Genomic DNA, 22477 nt, shown 5'->3' on the forward strand with positions numbered 1-22477 from the left:
GCCCCAAGCAGTTATCTGCTTGGGGCGTTTTTATTGGCTAGGGAAAGTTTCTGTAACTCAGCTTTCCCGCTGACTGGCCTGAATGGCGGTTAGTGCAATGGTGTAAACGATATCGTCGACCAGTGCGCCGCGGGAAAGGTCATTCACTGGCTTGTTCAACCCTTGCAGCATGGGGCCAACGCTCACGACGCGGGCACTTCGCTGCACTGCTTTGTAGGTGGTATTGCCGGTGTTGAGGTCGGGGAACACAAACACGGTGGCTTTACCTGCCACTGGCGAGTCGGGGGCTTTCTGTTTGCCCACGCTCTCGATAGCGGCGGCGTCGTACTGTAGCGGGCCGTCGATGGCCAGGTGCGGCGCGCGTTCTTTAGCAATCCGGGTGGCTTCGCGGACTTTATCCACATCCGCGCCGGTGCCGGAGTCGCCGGTGGAGTAGCTGATCATGGCGACACGTGGCTCTATACCGAAGGCTTCAGCGGAGCGGGCACTTTGTAGGGCGATTTCGGCCAGGGTTTCAGCGTCTGGGTCGGGATTCACCGCGCAGTCGCCGTAGACCACCACCTGCTCGGGCAGCAGCATAAAGAAGATCGACGAGACTTGATTATACTCCGGCGCGGTTTTAATCAACTGGAAGGCGGGCCGCACGGTGTTGGCGGTGGTGTGTACAGCGCCGGAAACCAGTCCGTCGACTTCATCTAACTGCAGCATCATGGTGCCGAGCACCACGTTATCTTGCAACTGCGCTTCGGCGGTTAGCTCGTTGAGTTTGCCACGACGACGCTCGACCATCGGGCCAATATAGTTCGCACGGGTGCTTTCAGGGTCAACAATCGTCAGTGATTCTGGCAGTGTCAGCCCACGGTTGCGCGCTACATTTTCGATATCGTCGCGCTTACCCAGCAGTACGCAGTCGGCAATGCCGCGGCGCTGGCAGATTATTGCCGCTTCTACGGTGCGCGGTTCGTCCCCCTCCGGCAGCACTACGCGCTTTTTAGCCAGCTGGGCAAGTTTAACCAACTGGTGGCGAAACGCTGAAGGTGAAAGGCGGCGGGTATAACCGCTGCTCAGGTGGGCTTTCAACCACTCAAGATCCATATGGGCTGCGACGTAACGGGCCACCTGTTCGGCGCGCTCGAAATCGTCCATAGGGATTTCGCTGCTTAGCTGGCTGAGGTGCTGTGCTGTGGTCAGGCTGTCGGTTTCTACTGCCAAGACCGGTAGACCCGTTTTGAGCGCGGGGCGGCACATCTCGATCATGCTGTCGTTGGGCATAAAGCCGTTGGTCAACAGTACGCCCGCTAGCTGAATACCGTTCATGGTCGCCAGCGCTGAGGCCAGCACCACATCGTCGCGGTCACCGGAGGCCACTACCAGGCTACCCGGGGTGAAAATATGCAGTGCGTTGGCAGCACTGCGGGCGCAGAGGCTGGTGGAGAGTACCCGACGGCTGGCCGCCTCGCCTTCGTTCAACAACTTGGCATTAAGCGCCCGGGCCACATCCAGGGTGCGCGGGGCGCTAAGCGTTTTGCTGTAAGGCACCACACCAATCAGGTGGAATTTATCGGTCGCCAGGGCGGGGGAGTACTGGCGCAGCTCAGCGAGCACTGACTCTTCCAACTGCGGTTTGAAGGTGCCCGGTGCTGCAGAAAGATCATCTTCCTGCGCGTAGGGCAGATTTTTCATGCGCATCAAAATGCCGCCCAGCGTGCGGCTGGAGCTAACCCCGCCAAAGCTGCGGGCGTGCATATCAAGCTGCTCGGCCAGCGCCTGGGGCTCGTTTAAATCACCGGATCCGACAAGAATAATTCGCGCATTAAGCGCGTTGGCGAGCTGGGCGTTGGTTTGGGTGGCGTAGGTGGTGTGCTGAGTGGGCACTACGCCCTCTACCACGACTAGGTCTAGGGTGCTGCCATCGCGGTGGGCCTGTTGAACAACCTGTTCATAGAGCTCGACGGCATTTTCCATCAGCTCATCGATTTGGTCGTCGCGCAGCAAGCGCTCAAGGCGAGCCTGGGAAATCGGCGAAGGCGGGCGCTGATTGAGTGCCCGGGAAACCAATGCGGTGGATCGATCCAGGCCTGGGCCGTTCAGCTCGTTCTGCATAAACGGCTTTAAAAACCCGGCTTTCAGACCGATGGTATCCAGCGCTTGAATTAACCCCAGACAGGCGGAGGTAAGCCCGACGCCCTGGCTGGTCGGCACTAACAGAATCGCTTGTGGCTGGTCGGGGTGAGTCATACACGTGTCTCTAGGCAGTGGCGGGTTTCCATGGCAATGCGGCCTTCTTCATCGGTAGGGATCACCCACACCTGGGGGCCTTCATGGCTGGCGCTATCTAGCTTGCCCTCTTTGCCGCGGATAGTCGCTTCGTTAGCGTCGTTATCCAGCGCAAAGCCGAAGTGGGGCAATAGGGCGAGCACACGGCGACGTACAATCGGCGAGTTTTCGCCGATACCGCCGGTGAAAATAACCCCATCAAGCTGGGGCAGGGCGCAGGAGAGCCCCGCCAGAGATTTAGCGATCCGGTAGCAGAATACCTCTACCGCCAGCTGTGCGGTGGCGTGCCCTTGTTCAGCAGCCTCCTCAATTTCGCGCATGTCGTTGGTTAAGCCTGAAAGGCCCAGTAGGCCGCTCTCTTTATTGAGCACGTCGTCGATTTTGTCTAGCGACCAGCCCAGTTGGCGGTGCAGGTGGGCGTGCAGGCCAGGGTCAACGTCGCCACTGCGGGTGCCCATCACCAAGCCTTCCAGTGGGGTAAGGCCCATGCTGGTATCCTGGCTTTGATTGTTCCAAACCGCGCTGGTGGAGCAGCCATTGCCCAGGTGGGCAGTCAGCCAGCCGCCTGTGCCACGGCTACTCAGTTCGCCCGCCCGCTGGCTAACATAAGCATGGCTGGTGCCATGAAAGCCGTAGCGGCGAATGCCATGCTCAGCGTAGAGGCTTTCTGGCAGTGCGTACCGGTAAGCACGCGGCGGCATGGTTTGGTGGAAAGCGGTATCGAACACTGCCACTTGGGGCAGCTCAGGAAAGACGTTCTGGGTCGCCGCAATACCCGCTAAATTTGCTGGGTTATGAAGGGGGGCAAGTGCTGCGGTGGTTTGGATAGCCGCAATGACACTAGCGTCGATGAGTGCGGCCTGGGTGAAGTGCTCGCCGCCATGCACGATGCGATGGCCCACCGCCGCTGGTAATCGGCCCTCCATACGCTCAAGGATCGCGTTAAGTGCTTGGGTGTGGTCAGCGCCAGGAAGTGGTTGGCTGAAACGATCACCGGCGCTGTTTTTGCCCTTGAGGCGTGCATCCTCGCTACCCAAGCGTTCCGCTATGCCCTCAAGTCGCGGTGCCTGAGGGTCGGAATCAATCAACGCGTATTTAATAGAGGAGGAACCGCAGTTAATGACCAGCACCGGTGCGTTCATAAAAACCTTTTCGCTAGGAGGTTATTGAGCAAAGGGGTAGACTTTAGTTTAACATGTTGCGGCGCGCAAAAGCAGCGTCAGGCTTTCGTTAGCCTTCTAGGCAAAAGCTTGGCATGCTGGGATCTTTGCCTACCTGGCTACTCGCCATCTTACACCTTCACCCCTATAACGAGCCGTACCGTTCTTATGTCAGCGTCCTCTTTGCCGAAACTACTGCCGCGCCATTTGGCCATTCTGTTAATGATGACCGTGGCCACCATGTTCGCCGCCAATCACGTTTCAGCTCGGCTGGCGTTTGATAATGGCACCGGTCTGTTACTGGCGGTATTAACCCGCTCGGGGGTTGCCTGCCTGATTTTAGTGGCGCTAGTCATCGTGCAGCAAAAGCGCTTGTGGCTGCCCGCGGGATCTTGGCCGTGGCAACTGACCGTGGGGCTACTGATTGCGATCCAAAGCGTTAGCCTCTACTCGGCGGTGGCCAGGCTGCCTGTGGTGATCGCACTGCTATTGGTCAATACCTTTCCTATTCAGCTGGCGCTGCTCAGTTGGGCGTTGGGCGGCCCGCGTCCTACTCTGCGTAGCTGTCTGATCATGGGCACGATTTTAATCGGCTTACTGGTGGTGCTGGATATTCCCTCATGGATTGCCAGCGCCGATGGCATGGGGCCGGGGTGGATAGCAGGCATTGGTTTTGGATTAATGGCGGCCTTCGTATTTGCCTGCGCGCTGTGGGTTACCGAGCACCGCCTTGCAGGAGTGGGCAGCACCCTGCGCAGCCTGTTGACCATGCAGACCGTGTTTATTGTCATGATCATTGGCGGAATCGCCGGTGTAGTGCCAGGGGGTATGAGCCTGCCGGATAACAGTACCGGCTGGCTAGGGCTGACGCTGCTTGGTCTGCTGTATGGCTCGGCGTTTTCGACGCTGTTTATTTTTGTGCCGCGACTCGATATGGCACGCAACGCACCGGTGATGAATATCGAGCCGGTTGCCTCCCTGGTGCTGGGTTACTTCGTGTTGGGGCAAATGCTTAGCCCCGGCCAGTTGGTAGGTGGGGCAGTCGTCGTTGGCGGTATTGTCGTGCTGAGCTTATCCAAGGGGCGGTAAATGTTTGCGTTCTTCATAGTTATGAATCACAATACAAATGTGTAAGGAAACACTGTTTTTTAACTGAGGTGCAAGCTATGAAGATGTCCATGTTGTCACTTACATCGGCGGTACTCCTGGTGGGTGCAGGCGCATTTGCAACCACTGCTCAAGCACAACAGTCTACCGGTTATCCGCAAGCTTACCTGGGCGCTGATGCCATGTTCTGGAGTCTGGATCCAGACAGAGGCTCGTCCCGTGATGACGTAGGCTTACGCCTGCGCGGCGGTGCCCAGTTCAATGACTACTTTGGCATTGAAGGTCATTTAGGTACGGGCGGTTCCGACGGTGGTGCCGAATTAGACTATGTAGCGGGTGCTTATGCTAAAGGGATTATTCCCATAGCACCTGAAGTACGTCTTTATGGCCTGGCGGGTTTTACGGAAGTAGAGTTTGACCGCGGCGACAGCGAAAGCGACTTCTCCTACGGCGCAGGCGCTGAGATGGATGTGGCCAGAAACCTCTCCCTCAGCGCGGACTATATGCGCTACCTGGATAAATCAGCTTACTCCTTTGATGCTGCAAGCGTAGGTTTACGCTACCGGTTCTAAATCCTTAGCGTAACAGCGTAGCGAATGACTAAACCCCATGGCCTTTATGCCATGGGGTTTTTGTTTATAGGCTTGTAGAGAGCGTTTATGTAGCAGTAGATAGACATAGATATATTGTTAGCGCGCTAATTGATTGTTAGACTAAAGTCCCCTATGTGATTCCCTACACGATGCGCGCCCGTTGAGAGGCGCTGGCCAGGTGGTTTCCTGGTGGCTAACAAGTGAGCTCTGCATGACCCCCGATCAAATATTTGCCCGATGGGTGAGGGTAGCCCTTGCTACCTTTGTACTGCTTTTTATCTATTTTCTGGTGGCCGATAGCTTTATGCCTATGACGCCCGAGGCGAGAGTAATGCGGCCGGTCACGCGAATAGCGCCCGAACTCAGCGGCCCAGTGAGTGAGGTGCTGGTCAGTAATCACCAGCATGTAGCAAAAGGCGATGTGCTGTTTCAGATCGACCCGGCGCCATTTCGATTAGCCGTTGAGCAGGCGCAGCTTAATCGCGAACAGGCCGAGCGGGAGAATGCCCGGTTGGAAGCAGAGCTTACCTCTGCCCAAGCGGAGCTGGCGTCCGCTGAGGCAACGGCTGCCGAGCGTCGGGGAGAACTTCAGCGTGCTGAAACCCTTGTGGCGCAGCAGAGCGTATCGCGCCAACAGTACGAACAGCAGGTGGCTGCTGAGCGTACCGCACAGGCCAGTGTGGCGGCAGCCAGGGCTAAAATCGTCAGCCTGGAAGTGCAACTGGGCGAGGCCGGTGAGACGAATCTGCGTTTGCGCCAAGCAGACAATGCGCTTTCCAAGGCGCAGTTGGATCTTGCTCATACCCAGGTGCGCGCCGCGCAAGCCGGAAGTGTTTCCAACCTGCAGCTAGATGTAGGCGACTACGTTCAGGCGGGGCAGCCAGCGGTAGCAGTAGTGGCGGATGCGATAGATGTCATTGCCGATTTTCGCGAAAAGAGCCTGCGCCATGCGACACCTGGTGACGCAGCGCAAGTAGTGTTTGATGCTTGGCCAGGCCAGGTATTTGATGCGCAAGTGCTCGCCATGGATGCCGGTGTTCGTGAAGGACAGTTGGCTGCCGATGGTCAACTGGCTGATATTCCCACCACCGATCGCTGGATACGCGATGCCCAGCGGATGCGTGTACACCTGGTGCTAACTCAGCCAATCGCGAATTTATTACCCAGCGGCGCCCGCGCCACGGTGCAGCTTCAGCCAGGAGATGCTGCTTTGGCCAAACCATTTGTGTGGTTACAGGCACATCTGATCAGCTGGTTGCACTATGTTTATTAAGAGCCCGTATATTAAGCGCCTGTTGTTGACCCCGTTTAAAGGTTGGTGGGGGAGGCGCGGCGGGGCTAATGCCCAGCGAACTGCTCGCCCGGTGTTAACCCAAAACGGCCTGCGTCAGTGCTTGCGGGTGGCCGGTGGTGGCACGCTGGGGTTTGTGGTCAGCCAGCTAATGGGCTGGAACTACGGGGTGTTTTTTACTGTTTTCCCGATGTTCTTGCTGGGCATGGTGCCGATTCTGAATGGCCATATTATTCGCCAGTTTTTAGCCAACGTATCGCTTAACGTGCTTGAAGTCAGCCTGGTGGTGGGGTTACTCAAACATATACCGGTGGTGATGACCCTGGTGGTGATGGGCATTTTTCTGTTTCGCTTTAACCTGATGGCGAAAGGGCCGCTGTTTCTGTTTGGCGCCAACGGTGTGCTGACGCTCAGCATTCTGCTTCACTTCGCCAGCTACCCCAATGTGGACTTGAGCGATTTACTGGCCTGTAATATCGTCGCCAGTGGTTTGGCGGTGTTTATTGCCATGCTGATGCATACGCTGTTTCCCGACGTGGAAGCCCGCAAACCGCCGCCCAGGGTTACCAAAACACCCTCGCAAATTCGCCATGAAACTTTAATCGGTGGATTAACCGCCACGCTCTCATTTGTAGTGTTTCAGATGTTCGACTTGCAAGGGTCGCTCTCTGCGCAGATGGCGACCATCCTGGTGCTGTTTACGCTGGGGTACTCTGGAGCGAAAGTATCAGCCGGTAAGCGAGCCATAGGAACCCTACTAGGGTGCAACTTGGCTCTATTAATGCAGTTATTCTTATATACACAGAGCCACCATTTCCTGCTGGTGGTGTTGCTCTACTGGCTGGGGTTAATGCTTTTCGCTCGGGAGCATATCCATGAAGGGGGCGGTTCAGGGATTGGCTTTGGTGGACTGACCACTCTGGGGATTCTGTTTGGCCAGTCGTTAGGCCCGGAGCAGGATCTGGTGTATAGCGCGCTCTATCGCTTCTCTTCCATGAGTGTGGCACTGGTTCTTACGCTTCTGGCTATGGCTTCCCTGCACTTCGTGTTGAACCGCTGGGCACCAACGCGGTTACCCGCCAACAACCCGGCCTAAATTAATTAGCGCAACTTTTTTAATAAAGGCTACTCTGATGAATGTGTCGACGTGTGATTAGCCGTGCTACTCGCACCTTTCACACACGGCGTTTTCCCTACTAACGGATTAGAGGTGTTCGTCATGGCAACTGGTAAAGAAGATAAAGCGAAAGGAACGGCCAACAAAGCAGCGGGAAAAGTGAAAGAAGCCGCGGGCAAGGCAACAGGAAGCGCTAAAACTGAAGCCAAAGGTAAGGCCCAGCAGGCTAAAGGCGAACTGCAAAAAGGCAAAGGCGACGCCAAGGAGAGCCAGAAAAAACAGCGCTAGTTATGTAACACTGATACCAACAGGGGGCTTCGGCCCCCTGTTGGCGTTTAAGTGGTTTTAAACAGTTGTCTTGCTCAAACGAAAAAACCGCTAACCCACTAGCAGGTTTTTCGCATTATTGAAGCGGCCTGATCTTAGTTTAATTCCAGCGATAAACTCATTTCCACGCCAGCGTCATCTACTCTGAACCAGTACTCCATGTTTTTGTAGATGTCACCATATTGCTTGAGCATATCAATATCGGACGCTGACAAATCATCTGATGGTATCTGTTCCACAAAGTCGGCCAGTGAATGGTAGAACTCGCCTGTTATGTGTCCATGAACAAGCAGATTGCGCTCTGAGGCAGGGGCTTCCAGCTCTTTCTGCAGTGTCGCCGAATCACTGATACCAGCGCCCAGTACAATAGCCGTGTCAGACATGGCGGCGTAGAGTTCCGGTGCCTCAGGGGGCAGCATCATGCTCTCGACTTGCTTGGCTTCCCCACCGGGTTCAAGCCCTAGAGTCCCTAACTCCGGCGCGAAAGAGCTTGCGGCAGAAAGCAGGGAAAGAGGATTTTGTGAAGCAAGCGTCAGGAGCCCCGTCATGGTAGGTTCGCCGTCTGTCATTGTCAGACTGTTGATACGAGCTCTGAAGCCAGATAGTGACTGACCAATCATCATGGTGATCGGGTTATTAATCGCCATGTTGATCTCATTCCAGGAGCTGTTCAGATCTTGTAGTTCATCACAGCTGAAGGGGTTCTGGCGCACTTCCTGAGCATATTTCTGAACGGTCTGAACCAACAGCGGCATGTTCAGACCTAAGCCATAGCTGGCCATACCTTCTGTGCTACCTAGGCCCGGCACCTGAGTCGTCAGAGTGCGCAGGTCGCTGACAATATCCTCATCGGTTTCTAGAATCAGGTTCATTTCCATGCGGTCAAGATCGTTCTCGCGCGAGCCCATTACAAGGCCAGGGAAGCGGTTCGTGATACGGTCGATATCTGCCTGGCAGGCGGATAAATCCAATTGCTCGGCATCAACCGCTTCCATCAGTGCCTGAGTACCTGAGTGAGTGGGGGTGCTCAGCTCATTAAGTAGGCGTGAGGAGTCGATTTTCCCCGCGCCGTAAGGTGTAAAGCCATGGCGCTTTTCAAGCTCTGCCAGTGCATCGGTATCACCGATGCTGCTGTCGGGCAGGGTGTTGCCCAGCACTTGTGCTAGCAGCTCGTCACTAGCATTCTGTGGTACCACAGACACCAGCAGTTGCTGGTCGTCAATGGCTAGAATCGCCTTGACGGGCCCCTCAGGCGTCAGCACCCAGTATTCAGTGTCGTTGGTGGTGGCCGTGCTCAGGTTAATGTCTGCTTTGGTCAAAATGCGTTGCAGCGTTTCGCGGAAGGCATCTTCATCCTGCAGTTGCATACGTAAAACAGGCAAGACACCCAACCCATAGAGGGCGGCCTGAGGGTTCATTTTCAGGCCCAGCGCATGGACATCGTCCAGCGTTTCAACATCGACTAGCTCTTCACTCATGGCGATCAATACCGTCATCAACGAATGCATCACTTCATCGTCTATCTCGGGCAGTGTCTCGCGTAGCTCATCCAGACTAGACTCAATGCTAGCCTTGGGCTGCATGCGTTGATAACGATCAAAAGCATCTTGTTCAGGCATTGCTTCACGTGTTGCCATGAAGTAGGGAGAGTCAGCCGGAATATATTTCAGCATGGGAGCTGCATTATTTTTCGGCGCTTCCTCCTGTGTGGCTGCTGACGTTGATTCGTTATCATCGCTGCAGCCGGTTAACATGCCTGCGCTGAGCAGAGCCGCGGTTACCGCCAAGGAAAGTTTGGTTTTCATCTGGAATCGGTTCTTTGAATGGTGTTGGTTTTAAATAGAACGCCGTAACAGAGCGCTGCGCAAATGAGAATCATACACGAGCAATGTATAATTAATCTACTTGGACGGTAATTACTTTTAAATACTGTTAGAGCAAATTCAGTGGCTGGCCTGTGGCGATTAGATATTAATGTGACCCTTGAGTTTTGCTAAGACTCAAGGGCCACATATAGTCACAATGCTGTTCAGTAAGTCGCTATTTTAAACTTCCTGATACAGCTCACTGCCTTTGTTGCGGAACTTCTCTGCCTGCTCTTCCATGCCTTTCATCACCGCTTCTTGATCGCCGTTTAGGCCATGTTCGTTGGCGTAATCACGCACCTCCTGGCTGATCTTCATGGAGCAGAACTTTGGTCCGCACATGGAGCAGAAGTGCGCCACCTTGGCGGAGTCTTTGGGCAGGGTTTCGTCGTGGTACTCTCGGGCAGTATCCGGGTCTAGCCCCAGGTTGAACTGGTCTTCCCAGCGGAACTCGAAGCGTGCCTTAGAGAGTGCATTATCCCGCCGCTGCGCTGCCGGGTGGCCCTTGGCGAGATCCGCCGCGTGGGCAGCAATCTTGTAGGTAATGATGCCGGTTTTGACGTCGTCTTTATTGGGCAGGCCCAGGTGCTCTTTGGGGGTGACGTAGCAGAGCATGGCGCAGCCAAACCAGCCGATCATCGCCGCCCCAATGCCCGAGGTAATGTGGTCGTAGCCGGGGGCTATATCGGTTACCAGCGGGCCTAAGGTATAGAAGGGCGCTTCGTCGCAGTATTCCAACTGCTTATCCATGTTCTCTTTCACCAGGTGCATGGGCACGTGGCCGGGGCCTTCGATCATCACCTGCACATCGTGCTTCCAGGCAATATGGGTCAGCTCGCCCAAGGTTTTTAGCTCCGCCATCTGTGCTTCGTCATTGGCATCGGCCACTGAGCCAGGACGCAGGCCATCACCGAGGGAGAACGCCACATCGTACTGCTTGCAGATCTCGCAGATCTCCTCGAAGTGGGTGTACAAGAAGCTCTCCTGGTGATGGTACAAACACCATTTGGCCATGATCGAGCCGCCGCGGCTGACAATGCCGGTGACCCGCTTGGCGGTGAGCGGCACATAGCGCAGCAGTACGCCCGCGTGAATGGTGAAGTAGTCCACGCCCTGTTCGGCCTGCTCGATCAGCGTATCGCGGAAGACTTCCCAGGTGAGGTCTTCGGCCACGCCTTTGACCTTTTCCAGCGCCTGATAGATAGGCACTGTGCCAATCGGCACCGGCGAGTTGCGCAAAATCCACTCGCGGGTTTCGTGGATGTTCTGCCCAGTGGAGAGATCCATAATGGTGTCCGCGCCCCAGCGGATGCCCCAGGTCATCTTATCTACCTCTTCTTCGATAGAAGAAGTCACCGCTGAGTTACCCAGATTACCGTTAATTTTGACCAGGAAATTACGGCCAATAATCATCGGCTCGCTTTCTGGGTGGTTGATGTTATTGGGAATAATCGCCCGCCCTCTGGCGACTTCATCACGCACAAACTCAGGGGTGATTTCTTCCGGCAGGCTGGCGCCAAAGCTCTGGCCTTTGTGCTGATGGCCCAGAATGCGCTCTACTTCAGCGGTACCTAGCGCTTGACGGCGCTGGTTTTCGCGCAAGGCGATAAACTCCATTTCCGGGGTGATAATGCCCTGGCGGGCGTAGTGCAGCTGGGTCACGTTCTTGCCCGGTTTTGCTCGGCGTGGTGTGCGGGTTAGATCAAAGCGCAGCTGGGCAAGCGTCGGGTCGTTGGCGCGGCGGTTGCCGTAATCAGACGTGGGGCCTGATAGAAATTCGGTATCGTCACGCTCTTCAATCCAGGCTCGGCGTAGTTCCGGCAGACCGCGGCGCAGGTCATTGTTAGCATCCGGATCGCTATAGGGGCCTGAAGTGTCGTACACCAGCAGTGGCGGGTTCTCTTCATCAATGCCGGTGGTTTTGGTCGGCGACAGTGAAATTTCCCGGAACGGCACACGGATATCCGGGCGCGAACCTTCGATATATACCTTACGTGAGCCGGGCAGCGGCGCAATGGCGGCGGCATCGACCTGGGCGGTTTCGGCTAAAAAGTGGCTGGTTTTGCTTGTTACGGTCTTAGTCATTACTGTCGTTTCCTTGTGTTGTTTTGCTGAATTAGTGGGTGAGGTCTTGGTCTATCAGCTCTAGGCCCATCTGCCAGAAGTCGATTTCCAGGCGGGTGGCGTCGCGGAAGATCTTGCTCAGTTCGGCAAAGCGGGCGGAGGTAATGTCGGCAAGGCGGATATTCAGCCATTCAAGCTCCGCCTGCATGGCGGCCTGAAACTCCTCGCCTTCGTACATGGCTATCCAGGCGTCGTAAGGGTTTTGCGCGCCGCGCAGGGTGGAAGGCTGGGCGTTTAGCCAGTTGGCGATTTCGCCGTAGCCCACCAGGCAGGGGGCTAGCGCCACGTGCAAATCCAGCAGGTCGCCGCGGTTGCCGGTATCCAATACATAGCGGGTGTAAGCCAGGGTGGCCCTGGCTTCGGGAAGCTCCACCAGTTCTTGCTCGGAAATCCCCCACTCCTGACAAAAGCCCACGTGCAGGCCCAACTCCACATCCACAATGGCTTTCAAGCCTTCGTGGGCCTGGCGCAGATCGGCGAGTGTGGGGCTTTTATAAGCAGCCAGCGCGTAGGCACGGGCGAAGTGAATCAAAAACAGGTAATCCTGCTTTAAATAGTGGCGAAACGACGCCTCAGACAACGTGGCGGTGCCCAATTGGCGCACAAAATCGTGCTCAATATAGGCGCGCCAATCGTCTTGGCAGGCGGTGGTGAGATCAGTAAAGCGGTAGCCCATGATGCCTCCGGTGGTAATGATCCGGAGGGGGGGGCGAAAAAGATCGAGGGAGTGGCGCAGAAGGGCAGCGTGCGATCGTGAGAGAGCAGCCGTGGCCATCGCTTGATCCCTACGCCGGTACCCTCGCTGCGAACTTGTGTAAGTAGCAGCGCATTAGCCGGATCAGGTTCTGCGGGATCAGCGCTCGGCAGCATTAATTGCTACGCCCTGCGCCATCTCAGCCGGATTTCACCGGCACCCCGTCAAGCTGTTCGTTGGTGGAGTGTAGGAGGCGGGTGGGGGAGATGCAAGGGTGTATGACATGGAAAGTTATCGGGAAACAATTTATTAGCATCATTACAGCGATGAGAGTTTAGGTGCTGTAATGGCGTTTCATGGCATCGGTACGTGAATTATTATACAGTTGAGTAACAAGTGGCTGTTTTACAGCCACTGCTATTTCGAATGTGAACCGTAGGAAGTTGCATGACCAACACGAACTCGATTTTAGGCGTCTATCTCAGTGATTCGCTCGACTTTGATGCCATTTATGGTAACGCCTTGCGCGATGAAGCGAGTGATGTCGTCCTGCGCCATCCCCATGAGATCGATAACCCCGAAGATGTGCGTTTTGCGATCTGCTGGTTGCCCAATGACGAGGCTTTCGAGAGCTATCCTAATCTTGAGCTGGCGATGTCTATCGGTGCCGGTGTTGATGCCCTGCTGGCGCATCCTGGCCTGAGCGATGAAGTACATATCGCCCGGGTGCGGGATCCACATCAGGCCGACTTGATGGCGGGTTTTGCCGCGCATGAGGTGCTCCATCGTGAGCGTGAGTTCACCACCCTGGAGCAAAATGCTGCCAAGGCGCATTGGGCGCCATTGACGATGCGCGCGCCAGCATCAAGAAAGGTGGCGGTGCTGGGACACGGCACCATGGGGCGCGCCGTGGTGAAAGCGGTGGCCGCGCTTGGCTTTTCTGTACACGTAGCCTGCCGCAGCGAGCCACAAGCCCCGGTTGAAGGCGTGACCTATCTGACAGGTGACGGGGCTGTCATGGCGGCAGCGGATGGCGCCGATTATCTGATCAATGTGCTGCCACTGACGGCTACCACTGAAAACGTGCTTAACAAGGCGCTGTTCGCGAAGCTCGCCAAAGACGCTTGGTTGGTGCAGATCGGTCGGGGTGAGCACTTGGTCGAGGACGATCTTCTCCTAGCGCTCGAACACGGCCATTTGGGTGGGGCGAGCCTGGATGTGTTCCGTGCAGAGCCGCTGCCTGCGGATCATCCCTTCTGGCAGCATGAGTGCCTACGCATCACGCCACACATTGCTAGTGATTCGTTGCCAGAGGTGGTCGCAGGGCAGGTTGTCGACACCGCCCGCGCCCTTCGCGATGGGCAGCCGCTTGCCATGGGCGTTGATCGGGCGCGCGGTTACTGACGTAAACGCTAACCACGTTGCATGACAATCACTTTGCTGCAAAGGAACACCTGATGAGTCTCAATAAGTCTCAACGCACCACGACGAGCAACGCCGAACAAGAAACCCGCATCGCGCTGGCAGCCTGCTATCGTCTGGCCGCCCACTATCGCATGACGGATCTGATCTACACCCATATTACCGCGCGGGTGCCTGGTGAGAAGGGACGTTTCCTGATCAACCCTTACGGTTGGCGTTGGGAGGAGATTACGGCTTCTTCGCTGGTGAAGATTGACGTTGATGGCCATAAGATTGATAACAGCCCAGAACAAGTGAATCCGGCTGGTTTCACCATCCATTCCGCGATTCATACTGCTAGCCACCATGCGGCCTGGGTGATGCATACTCACACGCGCGCTGGCGTGGCGGTGTCGTCGCTGGAGTCGGGCCTTGAAACACGGCTTAACCAGATTGCGCTGCAGTTTCACGAACGGGTGTCTTACCACGATTATGAAGGCATTGCCCTGAACCTGGCTGAGCGTGAGCGAATAGTGGCAAGCCTTGGCGACAACCCCGCATTGGTGTTGCGTAACCATGGCCTGCTGACGACCGGTGCGTCGGCTGCAGAGATGTTCAACAATATGTTTTATCTTGAGCGTGCCTGTGAGCTACAGGTGGCGGCGCAGTCTACTGGCCAGCCCTTACGGCTGGTGCCAGAAGAGGTGGCGCGCCACGTGGCGCGCCAATACGACCAGACTATTCATGAAGACGGCGATCTTGAACTCGAATGGGCCGCGCACCTGCGCACGCTTGAGGCGCTGGATCCAAGCTATAAAGACTAAATCGGCGCGGTTGCCAGCACGGCAAGCAAGCCAGTATCAGAACTATACGAATATCAATACAAGCAAAAAGGGGCTGCTGGACGGCCCCTTTTCGGTTATACCACGTCCTGAATTAGCGTTGACAAACGTGATGCTCGCACAGGCCAGTGACCGTTAGTGTGGTACGCGGTTTTCCAGCCAGCGCAGCCCAACGATCAAGACGCCGCTCAGGCAGAGGTAGACGGCGACCAGGAAGAGTAACGGTTCGTAAGTCAGGTAAGTGGTCTGGCGTACCTGGGTGATGACGGCATACAAGTCCATCACGGTGATGGTGGCAACCAGCGGTGTGGATTTCAGTTGCAGGATGATCTCGCCCGTCAGCGTTGGTAGAGCACGATGAACAGCACGCGGAAACCATACGCGGCTAAAAACCTTGCGACGCGACATGCCGAAAGCCTTGGCGGCTTCCAGCTCGCCATGCGGTACACCGGCAAAGGCACCGCGCATAACCTCACCCTGATAGGCGGCGAATGAAACCGTGAGGGCAATAAAACCATAGGGCCAGGCCTGGCGCAGGTAGTCCCAGGCCCAGGAGTCACGAATTTCCGGGAACTGGCCGAACAGCGCTCCCAGCCCGAAATAGAACAGCCACAGCTGCAGTAGCAGTGGCGTGCCACGGATGACGGTGCAGAAGCCGGTGGCTAGCCATCGCAGCGGCCACGCTCCTTTGACCTGCGCAAGCCCTAAAGGCAAAGCAATCAGAAAGCCCACCACCACGCTGGATACCAGCATGATCAAAGTCATCTGCAGGCCTTCCCAGAGCTTGGGCAAGTAGCGGGGTAGCCAGCTCCAGTCCATCAGTTGAATCGCGGCCACCAGACCGACGATGAATATCAAAAGCAGGATAATACGGTGAGGCTCAAGTAGGCCCGGCAGTTTGGTTAACGTGGGCGTTCGCGACGGGCGGGTAAGCGACGCCAGAGTTTGAGGGTCAGACACAGGCATTCCTTGAGTTCAGCGTGTAGAGACAAGACCACGCCGTGCGTAGCGTTCGAAGCGGCGCAAGGCCACGTTTGATATCAGCGTTAGCGCCAGATACAGCACGCCCGCGGCCAGAAAGAACATAATGTAATGCTGCGTAGCGCCAGCGGCCTGCCGGGTGACCAGTGTGAGCTCGCTGAAGCCGATGACGGCAAGCAGGGCGGTGTCTTTAGTGGCAATCATCCACAGGTTGGCCATGCCGGGCAGGGCATGTGGTGTCATTGCTGGCAGCGTGACCCGACGCAGCACCTGGGCGGGCGACATGCCAAAGGCGTGGGCCGCCTCGGTCTGCCCGCGGGGGACGGCGAGAATGGCCCCGCGAAAGACTTCGGTCGCATAGCCGCCCTGTACCAAGCCTATTACCAGAATCCCGGCGGTCAGGCCGTCGATATCGACGCTGCCAAACCCCATGGCGGTTGAAGCACGGCTTAAAAGATCGGTGCCAACATAGTAGAACAGCAGCATCAGCACCAATTCGGGCACGGCACGAATGACCACAGTGTAGATTTCAAACAGGTCGCGAACGACCTTGTTGCCGTACAGTTTGCCAGCGGCACCTGCGATGCCGATCAGGATACCCAGCAAATAGCCACCCGCCGCCAGCTGGATCGAGCGCATGAACCCGACGAGCAACACCTTGCCCCAGCCGGGAGGCTCATAGGCCAACAAGCTTAAATCGAAGACAGTCGTCATAGTGGCTTGTCCTTGTGAAATTGGAAAGCAAAGGCCGCCTGGGTGGGCGGCCTTTGCTGGTGGGGATTAGCTGCCGTAGATATCAAAGTCGAAGTAAGGGGCGCTAATTTCTTCATAGGTGCTATCGGCGCGCATCGCGTCGATGGCTGAATTGACCCGTTCGCGAAGTTCGGTATCACTCTGGCGCAGGCCTACTCCCATGCCTTCGCTCATGAGTTCAGGGTCGCTGGCCACCTCGCCGCGGTATTCGCAGCAGGATTGGCCGGTCTCAGAGTTGATAAAGGTCTGTACCGCCAGGGTATCGGCGACGATGGCATCAATACGGCCAGCGACCAGATCCTGTAGCTCTTCGTTGAGGGTTTGATAGACATTAAGGGTGGCGCTATCCGCGAAATGCTTGCGTGCATACTGCTCTTGGTTGGTGCCCGACTGAATGCCCAGGTAGGCGCCTTCCAGGCCTTCGGGAGTAGGCTCTATGTCAGTGGACTTGCGTGCCAGGATGCCGGTGGGGCTGGAGTAATACTTATTCGAGAAAGCGATTTGTTCGGCACGTTCAGGGGTGATCGACATTGAACCGATGATCATGTCAATCTTGCCGGTTTTCAGGGCCGGAATGATGCCTTCCCAGGCCACTGGCTTGATCTCGCACTTGGCATCCAGGCGGTCACACAGCTCCTCGATGAAATCGATTTCCCAGCCCGACCAGTTGCCGCTGGCATCTGGTGCATAAAAGGGAGGATAAGGCTCTGCGGATAGCCCGATCTTGTAGCTATCTGCCAACACAGGGGCAGCGAAAATGCTCAGGCCGATAAGGCCGGCGGTAGCAGTGAATGTCTTGAACATGGGGATTACCTCTGTTGTTTTCGGGGTTGTCTTCCAGATTGTTTGCAGGAGTGGTGGGATATCGGTGGCGGTCAGGCCACCGAACTGATGAACTGCTTCAAATGCGGTGAGCGAGGGTCACCAAAAATCTGATCAGGAGGGCCCTGTTCTTCGATTATGCCCTCTCGCAGGAACACCACATGTGTGGCCACATCACGCGCAAACGCCATCTCGTGAGTCACCAGCAGCATGGTGCGATGCTCGGCTGCTAGGTCACGAATCACGGTTAGCACTTCGCCGACCAGCTCCGGGTCGAGTGCTGATGTGGGCTCATCGAACAGCATGGCCAGCGGGTCGACGGCCAACACGCGAGCAATCGCTGCGCGCTGCTGTTGCCCGCCGGACATGACGGCCGGATATATGTCTTTCTTGCTGCCAAGTCCCACTCGGTTGAGTAGTTCCTCAGCGCGATGAATGGCCTCGTCGCGCTTCATGCCCAACACATGAATAGGCACCTCGATCACGTTTTCCAGAACCGTACGGTGTGGCCACAGGTTGAAGTTCTGGAAAACCATGCCGAGGTGAGCGCGAATACGCTGAACCTGGCGACGGTCTGCGATTTCAAGACCGCCATGGCGGGCGTCCTTCATGCGATAGGGTTCACCCTGGATAGCTATCTCGCCCGAGGTCGGGCGCTCCAGCAGATTAATGCAGCGAAGTAGTGTGGACTTTCCCGAGCCTGATCCACCAATGATGGCGACGATATCGCCTTGGCGTGCGGTCAGGGAGATACCCTTGAGGACCTTGAGAGAGCCAAATTGTTTGTGAAGATCACGGATCTCTATTGCAGGTACGTTTGCCATTGATTGTCTCGTCTCTGGGGGCGCCCATCTGCCTCCCGGAGGGGAAACATCTTCATCATTTAGCAGGCGCTTGCAATTAGTTCCTTGTTATACGACAGTATAACTGTAAGCCAAGTACGGTCAGATTCAAAGCATCAATGTTCAACGAAAGGTGAGTCGGTTGCTGTTGGTGATCGACTGTTGAGGCAGGTTTTGTATTGATCTCACAAGGTTATTCAGTTGCTTAACTTATGTGCTGGAAACAATGCGAAGTAGATCCTGTGAAGTAATTTACGTGGCATTAAATGCCTAGGCGGATGTTTCTTAGCGGAAACGAAGGGAATTATGAGTAGGAAATCATTTCAGCGCTGGTCTATGGATGCACGGCGGCGCAGCTTACTCGAAGCCACGCTGCAATGTATTGCTGAGCACGGAATGAATGGTGCCAGCGCGCGTCGTGTGGCCGAACGTGCAGGGGTAACGGCTGGGCTGATTAGGCATTACTTCGGCTCTAAAGATGCCATGGTGAGTGCTGCTTATGCCTACCTGATTGGCCAACTGACGGGTGAAGCCGAGGAATCTTCTGAGCAAGCGGGCGAAGTGCCAGAGCGGCGCTTGGCACGCTTTATCGTCGCTAACGTAACCTCGCCGAACCTGTCGTCTCGAAAGGTCGCACTGTGGGCAACCTTCATTGGTCGCGTGCGAACCGAGCCGGAATATTCCGATATCCACCGCGAAAGCTATCGAGAATTCCTGGCTTTGCTGGAAACATTGATCCATCCGGTACTTTTAGCGCTGGAGCGTCCGGCAGACCCCGTTACCTGTAAACACTACGCTATTGCGCTGAATGCGCTGATTGATGGCCTGTGGCTTGAAGGGGGGCTGGGTCACGGCCTATATGACACAGCGTTGCTACCTAAGATCGCGTTGAGCGCCGCCGAAGGCATTCTAGCGCTGCCCAATAACACACTGATGCAGTATGTCGCTGTCGACAAATCGTCTTCTCAACCCGCAACACAATAGGGATTTATTCATGCGCTACGCAGCGATTACCGACCGTCTTTATGAACTTGGCGGTGACAAATGGGCGGTGCACAATGCCGCCAGAGCGCATCAAGCCAAAGGCAAAGAGGTCATTGAACTGAGCATCGGTGAGCCGGATATCACCACAGATCCGGCTCTTGTCGAACACTGCATCAATGCTTTGCGGGCGGGGCGAACGCGCTATTCTAACGGGCGTGGTGAACCGGGATTGGTCGATGCGCTTATCGACACCTATGCACCACGCCTTCCTTCTATCAGCGAAGAGAACGTGCTGTGTTTTCCCGGCACCCAAACTGCATTGTTCGCTGTCATTCTGGCACTGGTCGGTGAAGGCGATGGTGTGTTGAGTGGCGACCCGTACTATGCCACCTATGAAGGGGTTATTCGCGCGGCAGGTGCGCATTTACAACCGGTACCGCTGCGTATGGCGAATAGTTTTATCATGCAGCCCGATGATCTGGCCGACGCTATTACTCCGGAAAGTCGGGTGCTAATGCTCAATACTCCGCACAATCCTACCGGCGCGGTGTTGGATCGTAAGACCTTGGTGCAGCTGGGCGAGCTGTGTATCAAGCACGATTTGTGGATTCTCTGTGATGAGGTTTATGAAGCGTTGATTTTCGACGGTGATTTTGTCTCACCGCTGGAAATCGACAGCCTACGAGAGCGAACCGTGGTGGTGTCATCGATCTCCAAGAGCCATGCGGCAACTGGTTTCCGTAGTGGTTGGTCAATTGGGCCGGTGGAGTTCTCGCGCCGCTTGCTGCCCATCTCTGAAACCATGTTGTTTGGCAACCAGCCATTTATCGCTGACATGACCGAGGTAGCCCTGCGCCAGCATTTCGATACCGCCGAGCGTCTGCGCGAAGCGCTGGGACGTCGCGCCAAACTACTGCACGAAGCCATCAGCCAAATCCCCATGCTGTCTTCAAGCCTGCCCCAGGGCGGCATGTTCCTGATGATCGATATCTCCAAAACAGGTATGGACGGCGAGGCCTTCGCTTGGCGCCTTCTCGAAGAGCAGGGTGTGGCGGTGATGCCGGGCGCTTCCTTTGGCGAGAGTGCTACATCTCTAATTCGGCTGGCGCTGACAGTGCCGGATGAAGTGTTGATGCAGGCGGTCGACAGGTTGGCAGCGCTTTGTCGAAGCCTGGAAGGGCATCACCTTGAGGCGTAACAGACAAGATATAAGAATGCGTTGACTGTGATATTTAACCCCCTACTCCGGTGTCTGCACAGGCAGTGCATTAGCCGGATCAGGTTTAGCGGGATCAGCGCTTGGCAGCAAAATGCTCACCTTGCGCGATCCCAGCCTGATATCACTGGCACCCCGTCAAGCTTTTTGTTGGTGGAGTGCAGGAGGCGGGTGGGGGAAATGCAAGGGGAAGGTTGATACTGCCGAATTAGGCTTTGCTTGGTTGTGAAAGAGTGGAGTAGAGTCAAAATATAGTTGATAGAACTTCAGTGGAAGAGCCGTCAGGTTGAATAAGGTTGCTCAGGGTGCCTCATTTAAACCTATATATATCTTTGATTTTATTAGGAGATCTATATGCCAATCGTAACCGTTCAGCAGTCTCCAGGCAGGACTAAAGAGCAACGTGAGCTCTTAGTTAAGCGTATAACCGAAGCATTTTCAGAAGCATATGGAACCAGCCCTGAGGCAGTAACAATCTTCCTTCAAAATTTTGATGATGAGCATTGGGCCAAAGGTGGGAAGCTACATTCTGATCGTTCCTGAGCAGCTTTCCCGAATGGACAATGGTGATCAGTGGGGCAAGTCGAGATATTGAATCCGTATAGCGTTTGATTCTGAGGGTAGCCTTCACCCGCTCCATCAGTTTCATAGGGGCCGCTCCCTACAAAATGTGTGCTTATATATACAGCGTTATCGAGTTGAGCAAAACACGCAAGCACCCGAATCTTGGGTGTACTGCCGAAATTTTCTTTGCTACCTGAAGAATCAATGGGGTAGAGTTAATTTTGGTGGCTACATAAGCTCAATTATGTCTCAAAAGTAGGTAAGTGCACATGGCAATGATTACTGATTTGGTAGTGTTATTGGTAGCTTTGCTCCACGGATATTTCTTGATATTGGAGATGTTTCTTTGGGATAAGCCGATGGGCCTTAAAGTCTTTGGTCATTCCAAAGAGCAAGCCGCAACGACAAAAGTTTTGGCATCGAATCAAGGTCTTTATAACGGTTTTATTGCAGTCGGTCTTTTGGTTGGTATCTTTCAAGGTGCGGCAGGATACGATTTCAAGTTATATTTCTTGGCGTGCGTTGTTGTGGCCGGAATCTACGGTGCAGCAACAGCAAGCCGGAAAATTCTATTTGTGCAGGCATTGCCAGGCGCAATTGGCTTGCTTTTAGTTCTTTTCGCTAATCATTAAGTGCAGGTTCGCCATAACAATTCGCATCAGTACGCGGCCTGCGACCGCCGGATACCCTTTACATGGCTCCTTCGTCACCATTCCAAGGTCGCCGCTGTGCTCGGAGTTAGGAGGAGTACGTGACCAAAAAAGTCACTCAGATATCGGAATTTTTACTTCAGTTTGATGCGTTAAAATCGGTAAACCGCAAAACCTACATCAACGGTGGAGAGCGAGCTGAGAACTCAGCAGAACATTCGTGGCACCTAGCGATGGCTTGCTGGGCTTTTGCGGAGCAGTCACAGGAAGACTTTGACCTCTTAAAATTACTTAAACTGGCCCTGGTGCATGATCTTGGTGAGATTGGTGCAGGAGATACATTTCTCTATAGCGCAAACCGCAATGATGCCCACATTGAAGAGCGTAAATATATCGAGAAACTGGCTTCTCATCCCGGTAACCCAATCGGAGCTCTTCCAGAGCTCTGGGAAGAGCAAGAGACTGGGGAAACTAAGGAAGCAAGGCTTCTGAAAGTCATCGACCGTCTATTACCCTTTCTGCACAATGTAACGAGCGAGGGTCGTGCCTGGAGAGACCATGGCATACGGAAGAGCCAAGTGCTGAAAATGCATGGGTTCATAGAGCAGGAAAACCCAGAAATATACGACTGGTTTATTTCAAAGGTTGAGTACGCCGTGGATCAAGGCTGGCTAAAGAACTCCTAACCAGGTCAGTCACGGCGACGCCTTCATTTCGTAGCCGCGCGTGCTGAACGGCGTTAGATCTACAACCAAGCACTAAAATGGAGCTCCTAATGAAAGTTGCATACAGGATGGCAACACCTGACGATGCGGCCGAATGCATTGCCTTGAGATCCTGAATTCAAACATTAAGCGCAGCACCCGC

The 22477-nt window shown here is 55.2% G+C and carries 21 protein-coding genes and 1 riboswitch; of the genes, 12 read left to right on the forward strand and 9 right to left on the reverse strand.

Features of this window, described 5'->3' with window-relative positions:
- Positions 1-57 precede the first annotated feature (57 nt).
- Together pta and K7H09_RS19800 are read right to left on the reverse strand one after the other, a co-directional pair.
- Positions 58-2238 (reverse strand): phosphate acetyltransferase, encoded by a 2181-nt coding sequence (gene pta / locus K7H09_RS19795; RefSeq protein ID WP_009287205.1) that lies wholly within the window; start codon positions 2236-2238, stop codon positions 58-60.
- Complete coding sequence (locus K7H09_RS19800) at positions 2235-3419, reverse strand: acetate/propionate family kinase (protein ID WP_230805657.1); 1185 nt, start codon at positions 3417-3419, stop codon at positions 2235-2237. Before K7H09_RS19800 ends, pta begins: the two co-directional genes overlap by 4 nt.
- Positions 3420-3605: 186 nt before the next feature.
- Here K7H09_RS19800 and K7H09_RS19805 point away from each other — a divergent pair, with 186 nt between their 5' ends.
- From K7H09_RS19805 to K7H09_RS19825, 5 genes are all read left to right on the forward strand, one after another.
- Positions 3606-4526 carry an EamA family transporter gene (locus tag K7H09_RS19805; protein WP_230805658.1) on the forward strand — a complete coding sequence of 307 codons (921 nt, stop codon included), beginning with the start codon at positions 3606-3608 and terminating at the stop codon, positions 4524-4526.
- A 77-nt stretch (positions 4527-4603) separates the two neighbouring features.
- The gene (locus K7H09_RS19810; RefSeq protein ID WP_027959874.1) at positions 4604-5116 is read left to right on the forward strand and encodes a porin family protein; all 513 of its coding nucleotides are present in this window, start codon (positions 4604-4606) and stop codon (positions 5114-5116) included.
- Between the two features lie 232 nt (positions 5117-5348).
- Entirely contained in the window at positions 5349-6410 is a 1062-nt protein-coding gene (locus tag K7H09_RS19815) for an HlyD family secretion protein (protein ID WP_230805660.1), read from the forward strand.
- The gene (locus tag K7H09_RS19820) at positions 6400-7524 is read left to right on the forward strand and encodes a DUF2955 domain-containing protein (protein WP_230805662.1); all 1125 of its coding nucleotides are present in this window, start codon (positions 6400-6402) and stop codon (positions 7522-7524) included. The genes K7H09_RS19815 and K7H09_RS19820 overlap by 11 nt, the downstream gene beginning before the upstream one ends.
- A gap of 123 nt (positions 7525-7647) precedes the next feature.
- Positions 7648-7833, forward strand: coding sequence for a CsbD family protein (locus K7H09_RS19825; protein WP_039859265.1), 186 nt, complete (start codon positions 7648-7650; stop codon positions 7831-7833).
- Positions 7834-7967: 134 nt separating this feature from the next.
- Here the strand turns inward: K7H09_RS19825 and K7H09_RS19830 are convergent, their stop codons facing one another.
- The 3 genes from K7H09_RS19830 to tenA all read right to left on the reverse strand — a co-directional run bounded on the left by K7H09_RS19830 (position 7968) and on the right by tenA (position 12537).
- The gene (locus K7H09_RS19830) at positions 7968-9677 is read right to left on the reverse strand and encodes a hypothetical protein (protein WP_230805664.1); all 1710 of its coding nucleotides are present in this window, start codon (positions 9675-9677) and stop codon (positions 7968-7970) included.
- A gap of 240 nt (positions 9678-9917) precedes the next feature.
- A complete protein-coding gene (thiC, locus tag K7H09_RS19835) occupies positions 9918-11822 on the reverse strand; it encodes a phosphomethylpyrimidine synthase ThiC (protein ID WP_009287210.1) in 1905 nt (634 codons plus the stop codon).
- Between the two features lie 31 nt (positions 11823-11853).
- Positions 11854-12537 (reverse strand): thiaminase II, encoded by a 684-nt coding sequence (tenA, locus tag K7H09_RS19840; RefSeq protein WP_230805665.1) that lies wholly within the window; start codon positions 12535-12537, stop codon positions 11854-11856.
- An 89-nt stretch (positions 12538-12626) separates the two neighbouring features.
- A riboswitch (TPP riboswitch) is annotated at positions 12627-12789 on the reverse strand.
- A gap of 213 nt (positions 12790-13002) precedes the next feature.
- Here tenA and K7H09_RS19845 point away from each other — a divergent pair.
- Complete coding sequence (locus tag K7H09_RS19845) at positions 13003-13959, forward strand: NAD(P)-dependent oxidoreductase (RefSeq protein ID WP_230805667.1); 957 nt, start codon at positions 13003-13005, stop codon at positions 13957-13959.
- Positions 13960-14012: 53 nt separating this feature from the next.
- Positions 14013-14780 (forward strand): class II aldolase/adducin family protein, encoded by a 768-nt coding sequence (locus K7H09_RS19850; protein ID WP_230805669.1) that lies wholly within the window; start codon positions 14013-14015, stop codon positions 14778-14780.
- A gap of 153 nt (positions 14781-14933) precedes the next feature.
- Here the strand turns inward: K7H09_RS19850 and K7H09_RS19855 are convergent, their stop codons facing one another.
- The 4 genes from K7H09_RS19855 to K7H09_RS19870 all read right to left on the reverse strand — a co-directional run bounded on the left by K7H09_RS19855 (position 14934) and on the right by K7H09_RS19870 (position 18178).
- Positions 14934-15764, reverse strand: coding sequence for an ABC transporter permease (locus tag K7H09_RS19855; RefSeq protein ID WP_041157800.1), 831 nt, complete (start codon positions 15762-15764; stop codon positions 14934-14936).
- Between the two features lie 9 nt (positions 15765-15773).
- A complete protein-coding gene (locus tag K7H09_RS19860; RefSeq protein WP_027959867.1) occupies positions 15774-16493 on the reverse strand; it encodes an ABC transporter permease in 720 nt (239 codons plus the stop codon).
- 66 nt (positions 16494-16559) lie between these two features.
- Positions 16560-17336 (reverse strand): transporter substrate-binding domain-containing protein, encoded by a 777-nt coding sequence (locus tag K7H09_RS19865; protein WP_009287214.1) that lies wholly within the window; start codon positions 17334-17336, stop codon positions 16560-16562.
- A 71-nt stretch (positions 17337-17407) separates the two neighbouring features.
- Positions 17408-18178, reverse strand: coding sequence for an ABC transporter ATP-binding protein (locus tag K7H09_RS19870; protein ID WP_027959865.1), 771 nt, complete (start codon positions 18176-18178; stop codon positions 17408-17410).
- A gap of 324 nt (positions 18179-18502) precedes the next feature.
- Between K7H09_RS19870 and K7H09_RS19875 the strand changes: the two genes are divergently transcribed.
- From K7H09_RS19875 to K7H09_RS19895, 5 genes are all read left to right on the forward strand, one after another.
- Positions 18503-19180 carry a TetR family transcriptional regulator C-terminal domain-containing protein gene (locus tag K7H09_RS19875; protein ID WP_041157801.1) on the forward strand — a complete coding sequence of 226 codons (678 nt, stop codon included), beginning with the start codon at positions 18503-18505 and terminating at the stop codon, positions 19178-19180.
- 10 nt (positions 19181-19190) lie between these two features.
- The gene (locus tag K7H09_RS19880) at positions 19191-20378 is read left to right on the forward strand and encodes a pyridoxal phosphate-dependent aminotransferase (protein ID WP_039859267.1); all 1188 of its coding nucleotides are present in this window, start codon (positions 19191-19193) and stop codon (positions 20376-20378) included.
- A gap of 372 nt (positions 20379-20750) precedes the next feature.
- Positions 20751-20939, forward strand: a complete 189-nt coding sequence (locus tag K7H09_RS19885; protein WP_022520619.1) for a 2-hydroxymuconate tautomerase — start codon at positions 20751-20753, stop codon at positions 20937-20939.
- A 290-nt stretch (positions 20940-21229) separates the two neighbouring features.
- Complete coding sequence (locus K7H09_RS19890; protein ID WP_041157803.1) at positions 21230-21592, forward strand: DUF1304 domain-containing protein; 363 nt, start codon at positions 21230-21232, stop codon at positions 21590-21592.
- A 119-nt stretch (positions 21593-21711) separates the two neighbouring features.
- Complete coding sequence (locus tag K7H09_RS19895) at positions 21712-22296, forward strand: HD domain-containing protein (RefSeq protein ID WP_041157804.1); 585 nt, start codon at positions 21712-21714, stop codon at positions 22294-22296.
- Positions 22297-22477: the final 181 nt, after the last annotated feature.

This window comes from Halomonas sp. IOP_14, assembly GCF_021021315.1.
Taxonomy (GTDB): Bacteria; Pseudomonadota; Gammaproteobacteria; order Pseudomonadales; family Halomonadaceae; genus Vreelandella; species Vreelandella titanicae.